Annotated in this window: 18 protein-coding genes and 1 pseudogene; 15 read left to right on the top strand and 4 right to left on the bottom strand. The window is 29.7% G+C overall.

Annotated features, from left to right (window positions below; all coding sequences use genetic code 11):
• The first annotated feature begins 21 nt into the window (after window positions 1-21).
• From HW275_RS10405 to HW275_RS10395, 3 genes are all read left to right on the top strand, one after another.
• Entirely contained in the window at window positions 22-699 is a 678-nt protein-coding gene (locus tag HW275_RS10405) for a response regulator transcription factor (protein ID WP_021769808.1), read from the top strand.
• A gap of 155 nt (window positions 700-854) precedes the next feature.
• Entirely contained in the window at window positions 855-1,490 is a 636-nt protein-coding gene (locus HW275_RS10400; protein ID WP_178936492.1) for a superoxide dismutase, read from the top strand.
• Window positions 1,491-1,694: 204 nt separating this feature from the next.
• The gene (locus HW275_RS10395; RefSeq protein ID WP_178936491.1) at window positions 1,695-1,904 is read left to right on the top strand and encodes a DUF1858 domain-containing protein; all 210 of its coding nucleotides are present in this window, start codon (window positions 1,695-1,697) and stop codon (window positions 1,902-1,904) included.
• Between the two features lie 578 nt (window positions 1,905-2,482).
• On the opposite strand, the gene htpX is transcribed toward HW275_RS10395, so the two are convergent.
• A complete protein-coding gene (gene htpX / locus HW275_RS10390; protein ID WP_178936490.1) occupies window positions 2,483-3,352 on the bottom strand; it encodes a zinc metalloprotease HtpX in 870 nt (289 codons plus the stop codon).
• A 366-nt stretch (window positions 3,353-3,718) separates the two neighbouring features.
• Between htpX and HW275_RS10385 the strand changes: the two genes are divergently transcribed.
• From HW275_RS10385 to HW275_RS10375, 3 genes are all read left to right on the top strand, one after another.
• Window positions 3,719-4,465, top strand: a complete 747-nt coding sequence (locus tag HW275_RS10385) for a ThiF family adenylyltransferase (RefSeq protein WP_370464358.1) — start codon at window positions 3,719-3,721, stop codon at window positions 4,463-4,465.
• A 154-nt stretch (window positions 4,466-4,619) separates the two neighbouring features.
• Window positions 4,620-5,576, top strand: a complete 957-nt coding sequence (locus tag HW275_RS10380) for a hypothetical protein (protein ID WP_178936488.1) — start codon at window positions 4,620-4,622, stop codon at window positions 5,574-5,576.
• 442 nt (window positions 5,577-6,018) lie between these two features.
• Window positions 6,019-6,924, top strand: coding sequence for a cell division protein FtsZ (locus HW275_RS10375; RefSeq protein ID WP_255460092.1), 906 nt, complete (start codon window positions 6,019-6,021; stop codon window positions 6,922-6,924).
• A 117-nt stretch (window positions 6,925-7,041) separates the two neighbouring features.
• Here HW275_RS10375 and HW275_RS10370 read toward each other — a convergent pair whose 3' ends face one another.
• Entirely contained in the window at window positions 7,042-7,626 is a 585-nt protein-coding gene (locus HW275_RS10370) for a DUF5362 domain-containing protein (RefSeq protein WP_255460091.1), read from the bottom strand.
• A gap of 247 nt (window positions 7,627-7,873) precedes the next feature.
• On the opposite strand from HW275_RS10370, the gene HW275_RS10365 reads away from it, so the two are divergent.
• The 4 genes from HW275_RS10365 (at window position 7,874) to HW275_RS10350 (ending at window position 13,617) form a co-directional block, all read left to right on the top strand.
• Entirely contained in the window at window positions 7,874-9,079 is a 1,206-nt protein-coding gene (locus HW275_RS10365) for an acetyl-CoA carboxylase biotin carboxylase subunit family protein (protein WP_178936486.1), read from the top strand.
• A 24-nt stretch (window positions 9,080-9,103) separates the two neighbouring features.
• Window positions 9,104-9,841: an esterase family protein gene (locus HW275_RS10360; protein ID WP_178936485.1), complete on the top strand. Its 738-nt coding sequence runs from the start codon at window positions 9,104-9,106 to the stop codon at window positions 9,839-9,841.
• Between the two features lie 141 nt (window positions 9,842-9,982).
• Window positions 9,983-11,722, top strand: coding sequence for an ABC transporter ATP-binding protein (locus tag HW275_RS10355; protein ID WP_178936484.1), 1,740 nt, complete (start codon window positions 9,983-9,985; stop codon window positions 11,720-11,722).
• The gene (locus HW275_RS10350) at window positions 11,722-13,617 is read left to right on the top strand and encodes an ABC transporter ATP-binding protein (RefSeq protein ID WP_178936483.1); all 1,896 of its coding nucleotides are present in this window, start codon (window positions 11,722-11,724) and stop codon (window positions 13,615-13,617) included. Before HW275_RS10355 ends, HW275_RS10350 begins: the two co-directional genes overlap by 1 nt.
• Before the next feature lie 277 nt (window positions 13,618-13,894).
• Here the strand turns inward: HW275_RS10350 and HW275_RS10345 are convergent.
• Window positions 13,895-14,026 (bottom strand): annotated as a pseudogene (locus HW275_RS10345) (type II toxin-antitoxin system YoeB family toxin); the annotation flags it as partial.
• A 6-nt stretch (window positions 14,027-14,032) separates the two neighbouring features.
• A complete protein-coding gene (locus HW275_RS10340; protein ID WP_178936481.1) occupies window positions 14,033-14,287 on the bottom strand; it encodes a type II toxin-antitoxin system Phd/YefM family antitoxin in 255 nt (84 codons plus the stop codon).
• A 146-nt stretch (window positions 14,288-14,433) separates the two neighbouring features.
• On the opposite strand from HW275_RS10340, the gene HW275_RS10335 reads away from it, so the two are divergent.
• From HW275_RS10335 to HW275_RS10315, 5 genes are read left to right on the top strand one after another with little or no spacing between them, the layout of a single operon-like run.
• A complete protein-coding gene (locus HW275_RS10335) occupies window positions 14,434-14,718 on the top strand; it encodes a virulence associated protein VapD (RefSeq protein ID WP_178936480.1) in 285 nt (94 codons plus the stop codon).
• A gap of 22 nt (window positions 14,719-14,740) precedes the next feature.
• Window positions 14,741-15,652, top strand: a complete 912-nt coding sequence (locus HW275_RS10330; RefSeq protein ID WP_178936479.1) for a hypothetical protein — start codon at window positions 14,741-14,743, stop codon at window positions 15,650-15,652.
• On the top strand, window positions 15,652-15,942 hold the full coding sequence (locus HW275_RS10325; protein WP_178936478.1) for a hypothetical protein: 291 nt from the start codon (window positions 15,652-15,654) through the stop codon (window positions 15,940-15,942). Before HW275_RS10330 ends, HW275_RS10325 begins: the two co-directional genes overlap by 1 nt.
• Window positions 15,882-16,190, top strand: a complete 309-nt coding sequence (locus tag HW275_RS10320; RefSeq protein WP_178936477.1) for a hypothetical protein — start codon at window positions 15,882-15,884, stop codon at window positions 16,188-16,190. The genes HW275_RS10325 and HW275_RS10320 overlap by 61 nt, the downstream gene beginning before the upstream one ends.
• A gap of 16 nt (window positions 16,191-16,206) precedes the next feature.
• Window positions 16,207-16,872, top strand: a complete 666-nt coding sequence (locus tag HW275_RS10315) for a YdcF family protein (protein WP_178936476.1) — start codon at window positions 16,207-16,209, stop codon at window positions 16,870-16,872.
• The last annotated feature ends 130 nt before the right edge of the window (window positions 16,873-17,002 follow it).

Here is a 17,002-nt window from a genome sequence, read left to right as displayed (position 1 = left end):
TATTTATCATACGACAAAAAAATGAAAGTATTAGTATTTAATAAAAATGAAAAAACCAGAATGGTAGTGGGTCAGCTGTTAAAAGAATTAAGTTTTAATGTAATATTGGCAGAAAACGAGGAACAAATGCTGGATGCATTAAAGACAGAATCCCTTGATATCTCTTTTCTAGACATCAGTTCAATTGAAGATTTCCCATTGGCAATTGAAAGAATAATAAGATATAAAAGACAAAGCTATATCTTGATGGCGATTGAACAGGATGACAGATATGCTAAGACAGAGGCGTTATTAAAGGGAATCGATGACTACATATATAATGACTTTAGACTGGAAGAACTTTCTGCTAAATTCAGAGCGATCGTAAGAATTTTAAACAAACGTTTGACAGAAGACGAAATGGGAATTTTGACGGCTTACGATTTAACATTAAATCCTGCAAACAGAGAAGTTAAACGTGATGGAAAAGAAATTGAGCTGACAAATAAAGAATTTTTGCTGCTTGAATATTTTTTAAGAAACAAGAACAGAGTGCTTACAAGAACTATGATTTCTGAAAAAATCTGGGATATAGACTTTGTTTCAGAAAGTAATATTGTAGATGTGTATGTTAATTTCTTAAGATCTAAGATAGATAAGGGATTTGATCAAAAAATTATAAAAACTGTAAGAAGTGTCGGATATATTATAAAGGAGTAGCATAAATTTCTGACAGACAGGTGATAGTGAATATTTTATTTAACTCATTCATAATTGTAATAATAACAAATTCATAAAAAATATAAATTTTTATTGATTTTATAAAATTAATGTGCTAAAATGTATCATGATAATAAATTTGGGAGTGATAAAAAATGTTTAGACAAATAGAATTACCGTATAACTTTGATGCATTGGAGCCAAGCATTGATGCAAAAACTATGGAAATCCATTATGGAAAGCATCATGCAGCTTATACAAACAATTTAAATGAAGCGCTAAAAAATAATGCACCACAATTTTTGGAAAAACCAATAGAAGAAATTTTAGCAAATTTGGATATATTGCCAGAAAATATACGTGGAGCTGTTAGAAACAATGGTGGAGGTTTTTACAACCATAATCTGTATTTTGAAATAATGGGACCTAACGCAGGAGGAGAGCCTACAGGAGAGCTAGCCGAAAAAATAAACGAAGCATTTGGAAGCTTTGACGCATTTAAGGAAGAATTTTCAAAAGCCGCAGCAACTAGATTTGGTTCAGGATGGGCTTGGCTTGTTGTAAATAAAGATGGGAAATTAAAAGTAACTTCGACTGCAAACCAGGATAACCCGTTAATGCCAGGAGCAACACCTTGCGGATGTTCACAAGGGACTCCAATTTTAGGAATAGACGTATGGGAACACGCATATTACCTAAATTATCAAAATAGACGTCCAGATTATATTTCAGCATTTTTCAATGTTATAAATTGGGATGAAGTATCTAAAAAGTATGAAGCTGCAAAATAAGGTAAAATAAATTAAAATAGATTTATAGATTGAGTTGGAAGCATTGATTATAATAATTCCAGTTCAATCTTTTTTTGTTTAAAAATTTTAAATATTATTTGAGATAAAAAATATTTGTTTATAAAAGTTGACTGAGATGATTTAATTTGTTATACTTACTTTAGATAGATGAAAAATAAAAATTTTAAACAGGAGGAAATGATTATGGAAAAAGTGACAAAAGATATGAATATAATGGAAGCAGTTGAAAAATATCCGATTATAGCGCAGGTGCTTATGAGATATGGGCTTGGATGTGTTGGCTGCATTATTTCGAGTGCTGAAACGCTGGGAGAGGGGATTGCAGTTCATGGATTAAATCCAGATATAATTCTTGAAGAGGTAAATATGATTCTTGAAAAACAGGAAGGTTAGATTATTTGAAATAAAAATAAAAAAAGTGTACCATTTAGATAAATTCTATTTAGTGCACTTTTTATTTATTTTAGACTATTAATAAGAATCCATAAATAATATTTGTCAAGAAAATTATCCCAACCAAAAATCTATTTATAAATTTGAAGATTCTTTGGCTTCCGAATGTAAAGCTTAACACCAGATTTAAAAGGGAATAAATTAGACATACTACTGAAAAATTATTAAAAATTAAAAACTTTGAAGTTTTTAATAGCATTAAAACTGGCGGCAGTAAATAACGGAACGAAGCAAAGAAAGAATATAAAAATATAATCAGAACTTCGAATAATAATATTAGCACAGTTATTCTTTCTGCAAACTGTACCTGTTTGCCGCTTAAAAATAAAAGTGAAACAAATGAATAAATTCGTACAAAAAGTAACAATAATGTCAAAAATGTAAAAGTGTTAATCATATCAATTCTCCATATTTCGTAAATTTTATACATTTTATCATATTTAGAGTAAATTCTCAAGAAAAATAAAAAATAATTATTTTATTAAAATATTTTCTTAAAGTAAACGTAAACGTAAAAATTACAATAAATGCTTTTCTCTTGCCATTTTTTCAAGTTCTCTTATTCTGTCATCAGTAGAAGGGTGCGTACTGAATAAATTTTTTACGTTAAAGTTACCGAGGCTTGAAAATGGATTTATAATAAACATATGCGCCGTTGCAGGATCTTGTCTGTTCATTGCAATATGATGGCTGTAACTTTCCAGTTTTTGTAATGCGTTACGCAAATACAAAGGATTTCCTGAATATTCTGCTCCAGCTCTGTCTGCCATATATTCCCGTTTTCTTGAAATGGACATCTGAATTATTGAAGCCGCTATTGGAGCTAGAAATGAAAGCAGTATCGCAGTTCCAATATTAGTTCTTCTATCTTCATCTCTATTATTTCCACTTGATATATAAGGTAAAAATCTTGCTATATTAACAATTGCTCCAGCGAAAGTGGCAGCAACCGTACTTATTAAGATATCGCGATGCTTTATATGCCCCAGCTCGTGAGCCATAACTCCAGCCAGTTCATTATCATCCATTAGTTCAAGCAATCCTGCAGTACAGGCAACCGCTGCATTTTGAGGATTTCTCCCAGTTGCAAATGCGTTTGGCTGACGTTCTGGAATTATGTAAATTTTTGGCATTGGTAAACCAGCATTTCTTGCGAGCCTTTGTATTAACTGATATAATCTTGGATTATTTTGAGGAGTAACTTCCTGCCCATTATACGCTCTTATAACCATCTTATCGCTAAACCAGTAGCTGTAAAAACTCATTCCTCCGGCAATAAGAAGTCCGATTATCGCTCCTTTTTGACTTCCTAATGCGCCACCAATTGCTACAAAGAGAAAAACTAGCCCAAACATTAATAAACCTGTTTTCATAGTATTTATAAACATAGGTATCTTTTTTCCTTGTATAATATAGTTACATTATACAAGCTCCTTTCTTTAAATTTATGTTAATTATATTATAAATTGATGTTTTTTTCAATAACTATATTTATTTGTTATTTTATTCTTTATGGATTTAAATTAGCACCTATTTCTAAAAAATCACGGCGTTTTTGATTTAATGACAGCAATTATAACGATAAAGATAAGAAGCAAAATTTTATAAAAAAATTTATATTCCTGCTATTTACATTTTATATATTTATGATATAATATGAGCGAAATTTTAGATAAGGAATAGTAAAAATCTATATTGAAAGGGGAGATGAGCTAAAATTGGGTGCTAAAAATCAGACGTTTGCCAGATTTTCTATGATGGTGGGAGAAGACGGAATTGAGAAGTTGAGAAACGCAAGGGTAATTGTGTTTGGAGTTGGCGGGGTTGGCTCTTATACTGTGGAGGCTTTGGCAAGATCTGGAGTTGGACATATTGCTATGGTTGATTTCGATGAGATTTCGGAGTCGAATATTAATAGACAGCTGCATTCGCTTAGGAGTACGATTGGAAAGCCTAAGATTGATGTTATGAAAGACAGGATATTAGATATTAACCCGGATTGTAAGGTTGAGCTTGTGAAAAGGCTGGTTTATGATGATGTTGATGAAATTCTAGAAAATTCTAAAAATGATTCTTTAAATAATAATAAATATGATTTTGTTGTGGATGCGATTGATGTTATTAGGAGCAAGGTTAATCTGATTGAATATTGTGTGAAAAATAAAATAAATATTATTTCTTCAATGGGATTTGGTAACAAGATGCACCCTGAAATGGTGGAAATTGCAAAAATAAAAAATACTTCCGTTTGTCCGATGGCAAGAGCTGTTAGAAGTATTTTGAAAAAGAAGGGGATTACAAATGTTCCGGCAGTATTTTCAAGGGAAATACCTGTGCGGCCAAATAAATCTGAATTATTTAAGGAAGAAATACCGACTGAATTTAGGGAAAATAATAAAATTCCGAGAAAAACTACGCCTGGAAGCAATTCATTTGTACCAGGGACGGCGGGGCTTGTACTGGCTTCTTATGTAGTGAGAAAGTTATTGGAGTGGGATTAAATAAAGATAATGTTAAATATCTTAATTATTAAAATTATTTGACAACTTAATTTTAATGTTATAATTTCTAAAATAAATTATCAAACAAGTTTGTCATTATTAATAAATGTTTGAAAATAATTGAAATAACAAAAGGAAAAAGGAGTGAGATTAATTGGCAGAAAAAAATGAGGCTGTGATGACAGCGGATGAGGGAAAAAATTTGGAAAAAAATCAGAAAAATGATTTTCAAAAGTGGGATTCGGATAAAAAGAACCTTTTGGTTAAAATATTAATTGTAATTGGATTGATTTTATGTATTTTTGGAATAATGGATAAAATTTTTGAACATACAATTTTTAATTTTTTTAAACATTTGACAATGCCGTATTTGGAAAAAACTTATGAAGAATCTAAAAAAATGTTTTTAACATTGTCGCTTTTGAAAGGGACTACGGATATTATTGAAGGAAGTACGGTTAATGTCAGTATGATCGTTGGAATGGAAATTGAAATTGGGGATATTGTTCAGCCTATTTATGATATGATAAACATTTTGTGGAAAGTGTCGCTTGCGAGCGTTGTTATACTGAAGCTGGAAACGATTTATTATGAAATTTTTAAGGTGAAATTGGCTACAATCTTGACATTTATTTCATTAATTACAATTTTTCCATATACTATTTATAAAAATAAAGTTACAAAAATTTTTAGAAAGATTTCTAAATATTCATTTTTCATATTGCTTTATATTTACATAGTTTTACCAAGTGCAATATTTGTAAATTCGACAATATCAAGCTATTTTGAAAAGGAATACAAGGAACCTGCAATTGTTGAACTAAATCAGGATTTGGGAAGGCTAAATAAAGTGAAGGATGAGATGCTTTCGCTGGATCAATCCAAAAGCATTTTTAACATTCCAGGACAAATTGACAGTGCAAAAGCCAAAATTGATAATTTCTCAAAGGAAATAAATATTATCTCAAAAGACTTGGTTGAAGATACGCCAGTTATTATTGGAATAATTTTATTGACATCAATTGTATTACCTTTGTTAATAGCGATTTTGCTTTATGTAGCAACAAAGTCGATTGTTTTTGAGAAGATTGGTGGAAAAGGAAGTAAATAATGTATGAGAGGAGTATCTTTTAGGTATTCCTTTTTTGTTTTATTCAAATTATTTATGGTTTAAATTTTTATTCTGTCTTAAGTATTATAAAATTTGAAAAATTGAATTTTTGAGGTATACTTTTAAAAGTAAGAATATAAAATTTATAAATTGTGAAAGGTAAAAATAATGTAATGTTATGCAGTTTGCTTTTAACTATTTTAGTATAAAGAATTTTATCAAAGAAAAATAAAAGTAGTAATGAAATAACGAAACAATTAAATAAATTATAAAATTAATATTTTTTTACTTCATAATTAGATTCTCTCCCTTGAAATACCCCCTCTAATCTGCTAAAATATACCTATAAACAAAAAATTAATTTCAAAGTTAAATATTTTCAATAGAAGGGAGATTTGCAATAATTTGTATTTGCAAGAGCGGGATTGGCATGAAGGATAAAATGAGTATGAAAGTTATTGGAATTGGCGGGATGGGGATAAATTTTGTTAATTTTATGATAGCTTCAAATGTGCGGAAAATAGAATATATAACGATTGATACGGATAACAGGAACTCTAATTTTAGCAGAGCAGAAAAAAAGATCTTTTTGGATACTGGAGTTAAGGAATGCACTAGGGAACAGGCTGAAAGAGTGGCATTTCAGTGTGAAAATCAATTTCGGGAATTGATTAAAGGTACAGATATTTTATTTTTAGTTTCAGGAATTGGCGGGGCTACTGGAAGCGGAATACTGCCTATTATTCTTGAAGTTGCAAAAAAATTGGGCATTTTTACTATTAGTATTGTTGCACGTCCATTTTATCTGGAAGGGTTTGAAACGTTGAAAATTGCCAATACTGGGATGAAAAAAATTGAGAAAATTACGGATAGCCTGATTGTTATTCCTAACGAAAAATTGTATAATCACATAGATAGGAAAGAACCGCTTGAAGTGGCCTATGCTAAAGTCAACGAGATTATAAAGGAAGGCATTGAAAGTATTGTAAATATTCTGACGGAAGTTGGATTTATGAATATTGATTTATTAGATGTGAAAGCTGTTTTGCATAATTCAAAGGATACGACTATTCGGGTTGGAGAAGGCAAGGGGGATAATGCAGTTGACAAGATAATGGAGCAGCTTATGAAAAATAATCTGTTTGAGGGAAAATTGGAAAATGCAAAAAAAGTTTTGATAAATTTTACTACGGGGAGAAATGTATCACTTGCGGATATTGGACAGATAACAGAGAGAATTTCAGATGTTATAAAAGATAAGCATGTTAATCTTATATGGGGAGTTATGATTAATGAAGGCTATGAGGTAATAAAAAAAATAAAAACTGTAGTAATTTCTAGTGTTTAGAGATATTTTCAAATTAAATTTTAAAACGAATTTCTAGAAAATAATTTTAATAAAAAATCCCTATTTTTATTTTTAGGGATTCTTTTTTAGTTATATCAAATTTTATAAATTTAAGATTTAATATGAATTATAATAATAGTTAGAGTTAGAATGACCCAAAATACCTGTTAAAGCAAGTGAAAAAATAAAAATGAAAAAGATAACAGTAAGAACAATGCTGACAATTATGAAAATAACGTATAGTTTTAAAGCTTTGGACTGCTCGTTAAAATACAGCTTTAATTTATTTTCATCATTCGTAAGAACAGCCTCTTCCAAAAAACTGGCTGACTTAAAAAATTTTAATGCGATTAAAATAGAAAAAATACCAGTAGCAAGAGGAACTATAAAGAAGAACATTAATAATTGAAGTACGCCGGAAATTATTCCCAAAACTGAAAAAATTTTCAATATAAGTGCAATAAATTTCATATTTTTTATTGTTAAAGGATCCAGCGTTAAAGTGAGAGATTCTGTTCTATTATTACTGGCAGTTTGAAAACTGTTAGAATCATCTGTTTTATCATTAGAATTATTTGTTACTCCATTTCTGATTTCGTTTAATTTTTCCAAGTTGTTAAAATGATGTTTACTTTGATTGCTTTCGGTATTCTTTTCTTCGTTTAAAAAATCCATTTCATCTTTATTATTATCAAAATCCATAATAACCTCCATTTGTATGTTTAAATTATATTAATTCATTATAGCATAAATTAATGATTTTTCAAAATTTAAAATAAAAATTAATATTAACTTTTTTAAATAAAAAAACTTAAATAATAAATAATGAAAAAATATAATATTTACATTTTTTAAAAAATTATGCTATAATAATATATAATTACTAAAAAAATAAATTACAAAAATAATAATAGTAGATCAATTTAATGGTAGAAGGAGATGAGATATTATGAATTTTGTTTATATTTCGCCACAATTTCCAAAAACTAACTGTGAATTTTGCGATAGATTGAAACAAAATGGAATAAATGTATTAGGAATTGCTGATATAGAATACGATCAATTGAATCAAAAATTAAAGGATAGCCTGACGGAGTATTATAAAGTTTCCAGTCTTGAAAATTATGATGAAGTATTAAAGGCAGTGGCTTTTTTTACACATAAATATGGGAAAATCGACTGGCTTGAGTCAAATAATGAATACTGGCTTATGCAGGATGCGAGACTTCGTTCGGATTTTAATATTACAACTGGAATAAAAGCTGACAAAATTGCAAATATAAAAGAAAAATCTAAAATGAAAAAAGCATATAAAAAAGCAGAAATACCATTTATTGACTTTTCATTGGTAACAACGCTTTCAAAGGCGAAAAAATTTATTGATAAAGTTGGGTACCCAGTAGTCGCTAAGCCTGATAACGGAGTTGGAGCGAGCGATACTCATAAAATCAAGAATGAAGAAGAATTGAAGGAATTTTTTAAAACTTGTAATGAAAATGTGAAATATATTATGGAAGAATATGTTGACGGGAACTTGGTTTCTTATGACGCAATTATTGATTCCAGCGGGAATCCTATTTTTGAAACAGGGATAGTTGAACCTGCTGTCATGGATATTGTAAATAAGGGGCTGGATGTATTTTATTATGTAGAAAAAGAAATGCCTGAAAAATTACTGGATGCGGGAAGACGGGCTGTGAAAGGCTTTGGAGTAAAAAGCAGATTTATACATCTTGAATTTTTTAAACTGAATAAAAATAAAAAAGGACTAGGCAAAAAAGAGGATTATGTAGGACTGGAAGCAAATATGCGTCCTGCAGGCGGATATACTCCTGATATGTATAATTATGCCAACAATACTGACGTTTATCAAATCTGGGCTGACATGGTTGCCTTTGACAAAATCGAAAAAGCTAAATTAAATGAAAATATAGAAAAAAACTACTGTGTTTATGCCAGCCGTCGTGACAACAAAAATTATGTTCATTCACACGATGAAATTAAGCAGAAATATGGAAATGCAATTGTGATGGACGAGAGAATGCCGGATATTTTTTCAGAAGCTATGGGGAATTATATGTATACAGCGAAGTTTGCCACAAAAGAAGAAATGGATGAATTTATAAGCTTTGTACATGAGAAAACTGAAGAATAAAAATAAGAAAATCAAGGAGAAAGAATGCAAATAGAATACAGAAAAGAATACAGCCATAATTTGGGAAGAGAGATGGAATTCATAAGATACGGACATTCAGGAAAGCCTGTTTTAGTTTTTCCTTCACAGGATGGAACTTGTAACCAGTATGAAGAATTTGGAATGGTGGATGTTCTGTCAGACTACATTGAACAAGGAAGGCTGCAGTTATTTTGCGTAGGAAGTGTTGACAGGGAAAGCTGGTCAGATTTTAATGGAAACCCAAGATACAGAATAGAAATGCAGGAAAAATACTTTAATTATATTACAAATGAATTTGTGCCAAGAATACAGGACATTTCCTGGAGAAGCGACATTATTGCTACAGGATGCAGTATGGGTGGAGCACATGCAGGGATAGCATTTTTCAGAAGGCCCGACTTATTTGACACATTGATTTCCTTAAGTGGAATGTTTGATGCTTCGATGTTCTTTGGAGATTACAAAGATGATTTAGTTTATAATAATTCTGTTGTTGATTTTTTAAGAAATATGCCATGGGATCATCCTTATCTGGATATTTACAGACAAAAAAATATCATAGTGTGTATTGGACAGGGAGCCTGGGAAGGTGAACTTCTTCCTAGCAACAGAGAACTTGCACATATCCTTTATGAAAAACAGGTTCCGGCATGGACTGATTTTTGGGGCTATGATGTGGCTCACGACTGGGACTGGTGGAGATTACAGATAAGGTATTTTATGGAATATTTGGATATCTAGGTAATTTTATTTAAGTAATTTATTTAAGTTTAATAACAAATAAAAAGCACTGAAATTTATTAATGGAAATGAATTTTGTTTCTTCGATAAGTTTCGTGCTTTTAAATTTATACAATTAAAAAAAGAGAGGTGTTTATTTATATGTTAAAAAAATTATTTTCCCGTCTTGGGGAATATAAAAAAAGCGCATTAATTTCACCGCTGTTTATTGGAACAGAAGTTATTTTTGAAATGCTTATTCCGACACTTATGGCTGTGATTATAGATGATGGGCTTAATGGAAATAACGGAAAGGGGGATATGAAATTTATTGTTGTAATGGGGCTTGCAACATTTGGCGTGGCGATGTTGTCGTTGTTATGTGGAATACAGGCCAGTAAATATGCTTCTTATGCTTCAGCTGGATTTGCTAAAAATTTGAGAAAAGATTTATTTTCTAAGATACAGTCCTTTTCGTTCACTAATATCGATAAATTTTCTACAGCTGGACTGATTACAAGATTTACGACAGATGTAAACAATATTCAGAATTCATTTCAGATGTTGATAAGAGGATTTGTAAGGGCTCCGCTTATGATGTGCGTGGCAATATTTATGTCGTTTATGATAAGTCCCAAATTGTCGATGATATTCATTGTTGCAGTTTTGTTTTTAGGAAGCTTTTTAGCCTTTATTATTTTTAAGGTACATCCAATTTTTACAGCTGCAATAAGAAAGTATGATGACATAAATTCCAGCCTTCAGGAAAATATAAACGGGATCCGTGTTGTAAAAGCGTATATTCGTGAAAAATATGAAACTAGTAAATTCAAGAAGGCTACTGAAAGTTTGAGAAGCATGCTGTTAAAAGGAGAAAATATTATAATATTCGTATCTCCTGTAATGCAGATAACAGTATTTGGATGTATTATGCTGCTTTCATGGTTTGGAGCAAAGATGATTGTTGTAAATGAGCTCACAACTGGACAGCTTACAAGCCTTTTTGCTTATACAACAAATATTCTTATGAGTCTTCTTATGCTTGCGATGATGCTTGTAAATATTGTGTTTTCAAGAGCGTCTGGAGATAGGATTGTAATGGTGCTGGATGAGGAGCCTAGTATTAAAAATCCTGAAAATGGGATAATAGATGTAAAAGATGGTTCAATTGTATTTAAAAATGTAAACTTCAGTTACAGTAATAATCCTGATGTGCTAAATTTGACAAAAATCAATCTGGAAATAAAGTCTGGAGAAACTATTGGAATTATTGGGGGAACAGGAAGTGCGAAATCAGCTCTTGTTCAGTTGATTCCAAGATTATATGATGTTTTGGATGGGGAACTTCTAGTTGGTGGAGTAAATGTAAAAAATTATGATATAAAGACGCTTCGAGATAATGTTGCGATGGTTCTTCAAAAAAATGTGCTGTTTTCAGGAACTATAAAGGATAATTTACGTTGGGGAAATGAGAATGCAACCGATGAGGAAATGGAACATGCCTGCAAATTGGCACAAGCTGATGAATTCATTCAAAAATTTCCTAAAAAATATGACACTCGCATTGAACGTGGCGGAGCAAATGTTTCTGGAGGGCAAAGACAAAGGCTGTGTATTGCCAGAGCTTTGCTGAAATCTCCAAAAATATTAATCTTAGACGATTCAACAAGCGCAGTTGACACAAAGACAGATAAATTAATAAGAGAAGCCTTCAAAAATGAATTGTCACACATTACAAAAATTATTATCGGTCAAAGAGTATCATCAATAAAAGATTCTGATAAAATATTAGTTCTGGAAGATGGAATCATCATAGCGTCAGGAACACACGATGAACTGCTTAAAACAAGCAAGATATATCGTGAAGTCTATGAATCCCAGACAGAAGGGAGTGATAAGTAATGAGTAAAAATAAAAAAACTGAAAATTCTCAATCTCAAAATCAGATAAAAGGATTAATACGATTATTAGGATACATGTTTAGACATTATAAAATACAGACGTTGTTTGTTGTTATATTTATTTGTCTAAGTTCGTTTGGGATGGTTGTTGGTACGATGTACTCAAAAGAATTGATTGACGGAATCATTATGCCTAATATTGGAAAAAATAACCCCAATTTTATTAATGAGCTTGTCAGTTTAATTTTAAAAATGGCGGCTGTATATGGGGGAGCTGTTATTTGTACATATATTTATGAAATATTTATGATTTATGTTGCACAGGGAACATTGAAAAAGTTGAGAGATGACGTGTTTATACACATGGAATCGCTTCCTATAAAGTATTTTGATACAAATGCACACGGAGATATAATGAGCGTCTATTCAAGTGATATTGACGCTTTAAGAAATATGCTGGTAGAAAGCTTGTCACAGGTAATATCTTCGATTATTACAATTATAAGTGTTCTTATTTCAATGTTCATCTTAAATATCCCGCTAACAATTTTTGTAGTAATAATGATTATAATTATGATTATCACAACAAAGACTATTTCTTCCAAAAGCTCAAAGAACTATACTGCACAGCAAAGAAATATCGGGATTGTAAACGGATATGTGGAAGAAATGATAGAAGGGCTGAAAGTTGTAAAAGTATTTTCGTATGAGAAAAAGGCTGATGAGCGTTTTAATAAGCTGAATACGGCATTATTTAACAGGGCGAATAATGCGATGAAATTTGCAAATATTCTAGGTCCTGCTGTTGGAAATCTTGGGAATATAAACTTTGTACTTACAGCAGTTCTTGGATCAATAATTGTGTTTAATAATATTGCAGGCTTTACAATCGGTGGACTCGTATCATTTTTGCAGTTTATAAAAGTAATAAATCAGCCTGTTTCACAAATTGCACAGCAATTAACATCAGTAATACTGGCATCGGCTGGAGCTCAAAGAGTATTTAACCTGCTAGATCAGCCACCTGAACAAGATAACGGCTATGTAACTCTTGTAAACGCAAATATTGATGAAAATGGAAACATTACAGAAACTGAAAAGCACACAGGTGCATGGGCTTGGAAATATCCACATTCTGACGGAACAATTTCTTATGAAAGACTAATGGGAGATGTTGTTTTTGAAGATGTAACATTTGGCTACAATGATGAAAAGACAATACTTCACAATATTAATCTTTATGCAAAGCCAGGAGAAAAAATCGCCTTCGTTGGTGCAACAGGAGCTGGAAAAACTACAATTACAAACTTAATTAACAGATTTTACGATATTAACTCTGGAAAAATCCGATATGATGGCATTAACATTGAAAAAATAAAAAAACAGGATTTAAGAGAATCGCTTGGAATTGTATTACAGGACACACACTTGTTCTCTGGAACAGTTGCTGACAACATTAGATATGGAAAACTTGATGCTACAGATGAAGAAGTATATGCAGCCGCAAAACTTGCCAACGCTGATCATTTTATAAAACACTTGCCACAAGGCTACGACACTTACTTAAGCGGTGACGGTTCCAGCCTTTCACAAGGACAACGGCAATTATTATCAATAGCAAGAGCGGCAATCGCCGATCCACCAGTCTTAATTCTGGATGAAGCAACTTCAAGCATCGATACAAGAACAGAAAAAATCGTGCAGGAAGGAATGGATAAGTTAATGGTGGGAAGAACAGTCTTTGTAATCGCCCACAGGCTTTCAACTATCAAAAATTCCGATGTAATAATGGTACTTGATCAAGGAAAAATTATCGAACGTGGAAATCACGATGAACTGATTGCACAAAAAGGAACTTATTATCAGCTTTATACAGGCGGATTTGAAAATCAGTAAATTAAATGATTTAATTTTAATTGTGATAGCAGAGTAATATTTATGTGAAAACCAGAGTATTTGTTAAAATACTTAAAATAGTGATATAATATAAAAAATAAAAGGGGCTGTCTCATAAAGTAAATAAAATTACTAAATCATAAATTTTATATATTTTTCTATATTTATAAAATCAATAAAAATAATATCTGTTGATTTTTAAAAATATATAACATTTATGTTAGTAAAATTATTTTTGATTTATGAGACACCCTCTTTTAATCAACAAAAAACAATTTTAATAATGCCCTCTACAAGAAATTATCCATAAAACTCCATTTTCATCAATGGCATAGACAAGCCTGTTAGTTTCGTCAATTCTTCGACTAAATCCTTTTCTATATTTCAAAGCTTCAGGTTTGCCTAAGCCCATAATTTATTCATCGTCGACCTCGATTAAATCATGAACTTGCCCTTTTCCACTTTTCATCTGAGAAAATCCTCTATCTATTTTTGCAAGATATTCAGCATTTTGGACTGCTTTCAAAAATTGATTATATTTTTCAAGATTTATTAAAACTACATTTTCTTCATTTTTTCTTGTTACAATTACATCTTCATTTTCTTTCACTGCTTTATCACAATAACTTTTTAAATTATTTCTCATAGTTGAAAAACTTACAGCTAACATATCTATCACTCCTTTATAGTTTTTGTACAATTTATTATAATTCTTTTTGTACAAAATGTCAATTAAAAAATAAAATAAGAAATTGACAATTATGATAAAATATACTAAAATATTGTTGTAAAATATTTAAAAGAGGAGGGATACAGATGTATGCAATTGCATTTGATTTAAAAATTGATGATTTGAAAAAAAATTATGGGGATTCATATAACAGGGCTTACGATGAAATTCGACAGGAATTGGAGATACTGGGTTCTGAATGGACACAAGGTAGTTTATATGTGAATAGTACTGAAAAAAATACTTTAGCTGAAGTTTATAAAGCCATAACAAAACTAAAATCTATCGAATGGTTTAAAAATTCTGTAAGAGATATTAAAGCTTTTAAAGTTGAAGACTGGAGCGATTTTACAGCTATCGTGAAAGAATGATATAATAAAAATGGAGAAAAATGTGAAAGATAAATTTAAAAATAGGATTTATATTGCATATTTACTGTTTCTTTTTCGAAATATAATTATATTTTCAAGTGGTCATTCAGGATATACAACCAGAATAATGATATTATCAAATTTAGTAATTTGTGTTGCTTTATCATTAATTATCGCTTTAAAGACAAAAAAAATTAATATTTATTGGGTAACGATGATAATTGGTATTTCTATTTTTGGAATGAAATATTCTGGATTTAATGATATGAATAAATTTTGGAATATAGTTATTATGTATGTGTATATTATTTTTTCAGCATTTCAATTAATTTTGCTTTCAATTACAAGATATTTGAAACAAAAAAATTTAAAAAGATTAATAAAAGTGATACTATGTTTTTTTAGTTGTTACTTTTTTTCCGAATTTTATAATCAGCATTACTGTGAACCTAAATCGATAGTTTACAGTACAGAAATATCAAATATAAAAAATGAGAAGGAAATGCTTGAAATAATTCATAAAATGCCAATGGTTAAAAGAATTTATTATAAAGAGAATAAAAAGGAAATAATTTATCCAAAGTCTGATTATTTTCCCTTCAATTTTGGTTTTATTCCTGATAATGAAAATAAAAATATAATAATGATTTCTTTAAGCACATATATAAATTATGAAAGTATGGATAGATTAGCGGAAAAAGTAAATGGATATTTGATATTAATGAATAAAAGTAATGAAAAGATCTATTTGTATATGGTAACTGATAAAAGTACAGATTTTATATTAAGTGAATATGAGCTTGGAAATAAAAATATTAAGAAAATACACAAATTGAAAGATTTAAGAGAAACAGATAATATGTTAGAATTGTTTTTATACTTACCAGCGAGTCTGATAAAAGGAGAAAGTGATGCTGATGGGAAAGATGAGTAATGGAAAAAATTGAATATAAATTTAATGGATTAACCTTTATAATTGAGATAGAAATTGAATTAGAAAGAAATAGAATAAGAATTAATATGGATTCTAGATATATGTTGACACTATGTTTTTATTTTTCATTAGGAGTTTTGGAAGATATTTCTAAAAAATTAAAAATTTTATATGAAATGAAACGAAAAGAACAAAAAAAAGAAAAGAGTTTAAGCAAATACCAAGAGATATGGCTAAAGAAATATATGTTCATATGTATGTTTTTATTGAAACAAATAGTACATTGTTAAAAAAGATTTCTTTTTTTAATAAATGGAATAAAAGTTCTAAAATAGCAGATATAGGAGCTGATTTTACTATAGATCATAATAGTGTTTGGACACATAACGCTTATTATCTTCTTAAAACTGATGATTTTATTAAAAATACATCTGTAATTAGTAATGCAATAAGAAATAGCAGAATAACTAATATTCCAGATAATAAAAACATAAAATATCGAATGAATAATGGTTCAGATAAAATAGAAATATTATAATTTAAGGAAATAAAATATGAAAGATATAATTATAAAATTAATAAAAATCTCTATCATCATATTTATTTTTTTATTTTGCTTTGTCCAATATTTTATAATAAAAGAATATATAACTGATAGAAAAGCCGTAAATGAAAATAAAAAAGTGGATTATGTAATAATACTGGGAGCAAGAGTAAAAGGAGAAAATCCGACTAAATCACTTATGGAAAGGATAAAGGCTGCAACTGAGTATTTAAAGAAAAAGCCAGAAGTTAAGGTTATTGCAACTGGTGGACAAGGGAAAAATGAAAATGTGGCAGAAGGATTGGCGATAAAAAAGGAACTTTTGAAAAATGGAATTAGTGAGGATAGAATTATTTTGGAGGATAAATCTAAGAATACTGTTGAGAATTTTAAATTCAGTCTTGAGAAGATAAAAAATATTGAAAATGGTAAAAATATTTTAAATAATAATGAAAAAAATCAAAAAATAAAAGTATTGATTGTAACGAATGATTATCATATTTTCCGTTCTAAAAATATTGCTAGAAAAGTTGGATTTGACAATGAAAATTATGAAATTTACGGACTTCCAGCGAAAACACCGCTTATTTCCATACCAAAATCATATTTTAGGGAATTTTTATCGAATGTAAATTATTTTATTTTTCAATCTGGGAATCAGTTAAAAGTTAAATAAATTTATAATTTAAGTGATGCAAATGTAATTTTTATTTCTAATTTTAAAGTATACTCGAACCTATTTAAAATTAAACTATTAAAAATTATACAAACTCAGGGTTTGAATAAAATAGTTATGGTCTTTAAGT

It is taken from the genome of Leptotrichia sp. oral taxon 223 (assembly GCF_013394795.1).
GTDB lineage: Bacteria > Fusobacteriota > Fusobacteriia > Fusobacteriales > Leptotrichiaceae > Leptotrichia.
This window is presented reverse-complemented; position numbering and strand designations above follow the sequence as displayed.

Bases quoted from the DNA above. Each gene is read 5' to 3' on its own strand.
- HW275_RS10350 (WP_178936483.1), top strand. From the start codon at position 11,722: ATGAGTAAAAATAAAAAAACTGAAAATTCTCAATCTCAAAATCAGATA.
- HW275_RS10320 (WP_178936477.1), top strand. From the start codon at position 15,882: ATGGCTAAAGAAATATATGTTCATATGTATGTTTTTATTGAAACAAAT.
- HW275_RS10315 (WP_178936476.1), top strand. From the start codon at position 16,207: ATGAAAGATATAATTATAAAATTAATAAAAATCTCTATCATCATATTT.
- HW275_RS10370 (WP_255460091.1), bottom strand. From the start codon at position 7,626: ATGGATTTTGATAATAATAAAGATGAAATGGATTTTTTAAACGAAGAA.
- HW275_RS10405 (WP_021769808.1), top strand. From the start codon at position 22: ATGAAAGTATTAGTATTTAATAAAAATGAAAAAACCAGAATGGTAGTG.
- HW275_RS10400 (WP_178936492.1), top strand. From the start codon at position 855: ATGTTTAGACAAATAGAATTACCGTATAACTTTGATGCATTGGAGCCA.
- HW275_RS10355 (WP_178936484.1), top strand. From the start codon at position 9,983: ATGTTAAAAAAATTATTTTCCCGTCTTGGGGAATATAAAAAAAGCGCA.
- HW275_RS10385 (WP_370464358.1), top strand. From the start codon at position 3,719: ATGATGGTGGGAGAAGACGGAATTGAGAAGTTGAGAAACGCAAGGGTA.
- HW275_RS10335 (WP_178936480.1), top strand. From the start codon at position 14,434: ATGTATGCAATTGCATTTGATTTAAAAATTGATGATTTGAAAAAAAAT.
- HW275_RS10375 (WP_255460092.1), top strand. From the start codon at position 6,019: ATGAGTATGAAAGTTATTGGAATTGGCGGGATGGGGATAAATTTTGTT.
- HW275_RS10365 (WP_178936486.1), top strand. From the start codon at position 7,874: ATGAATTTTGTTTATATTTCGCCACAATTTCCAAAAACTAACTGTGAA.
- HW275_RS10360 (WP_178936485.1), top strand. From the start codon at position 9,104: ATGCAAATAGAATACAGAAAAGAATACAGCCATAATTTGGGAAGAGAG.
- HW275_RS10340 (WP_178936481.1), bottom strand. From the start codon at position 14,287: ATGTTAGCTGTAAGTTTTTCAACTATGAGAAATAATTTAAAAAGTTAT.
- HW275_RS10395 (WP_178936491.1), top strand. From the start codon at position 1,695: ATGGAAAAAGTGACAAAAGATATGAATATAATGGAAGCAGTTGAAAAA.
- htpX (WP_178936490.1), bottom strand. From the start codon at position 3,352: ATGTTTATAAATACTATGAAAACAGGTTTATTAATGTTTGGGCTAGTT.
- HW275_RS10325 (WP_178936478.1), top strand. From the start codon at position 15,652: ATGGAAAAAATTGAATATAAATTTAATGGATTAACCTTTATAATTGAG.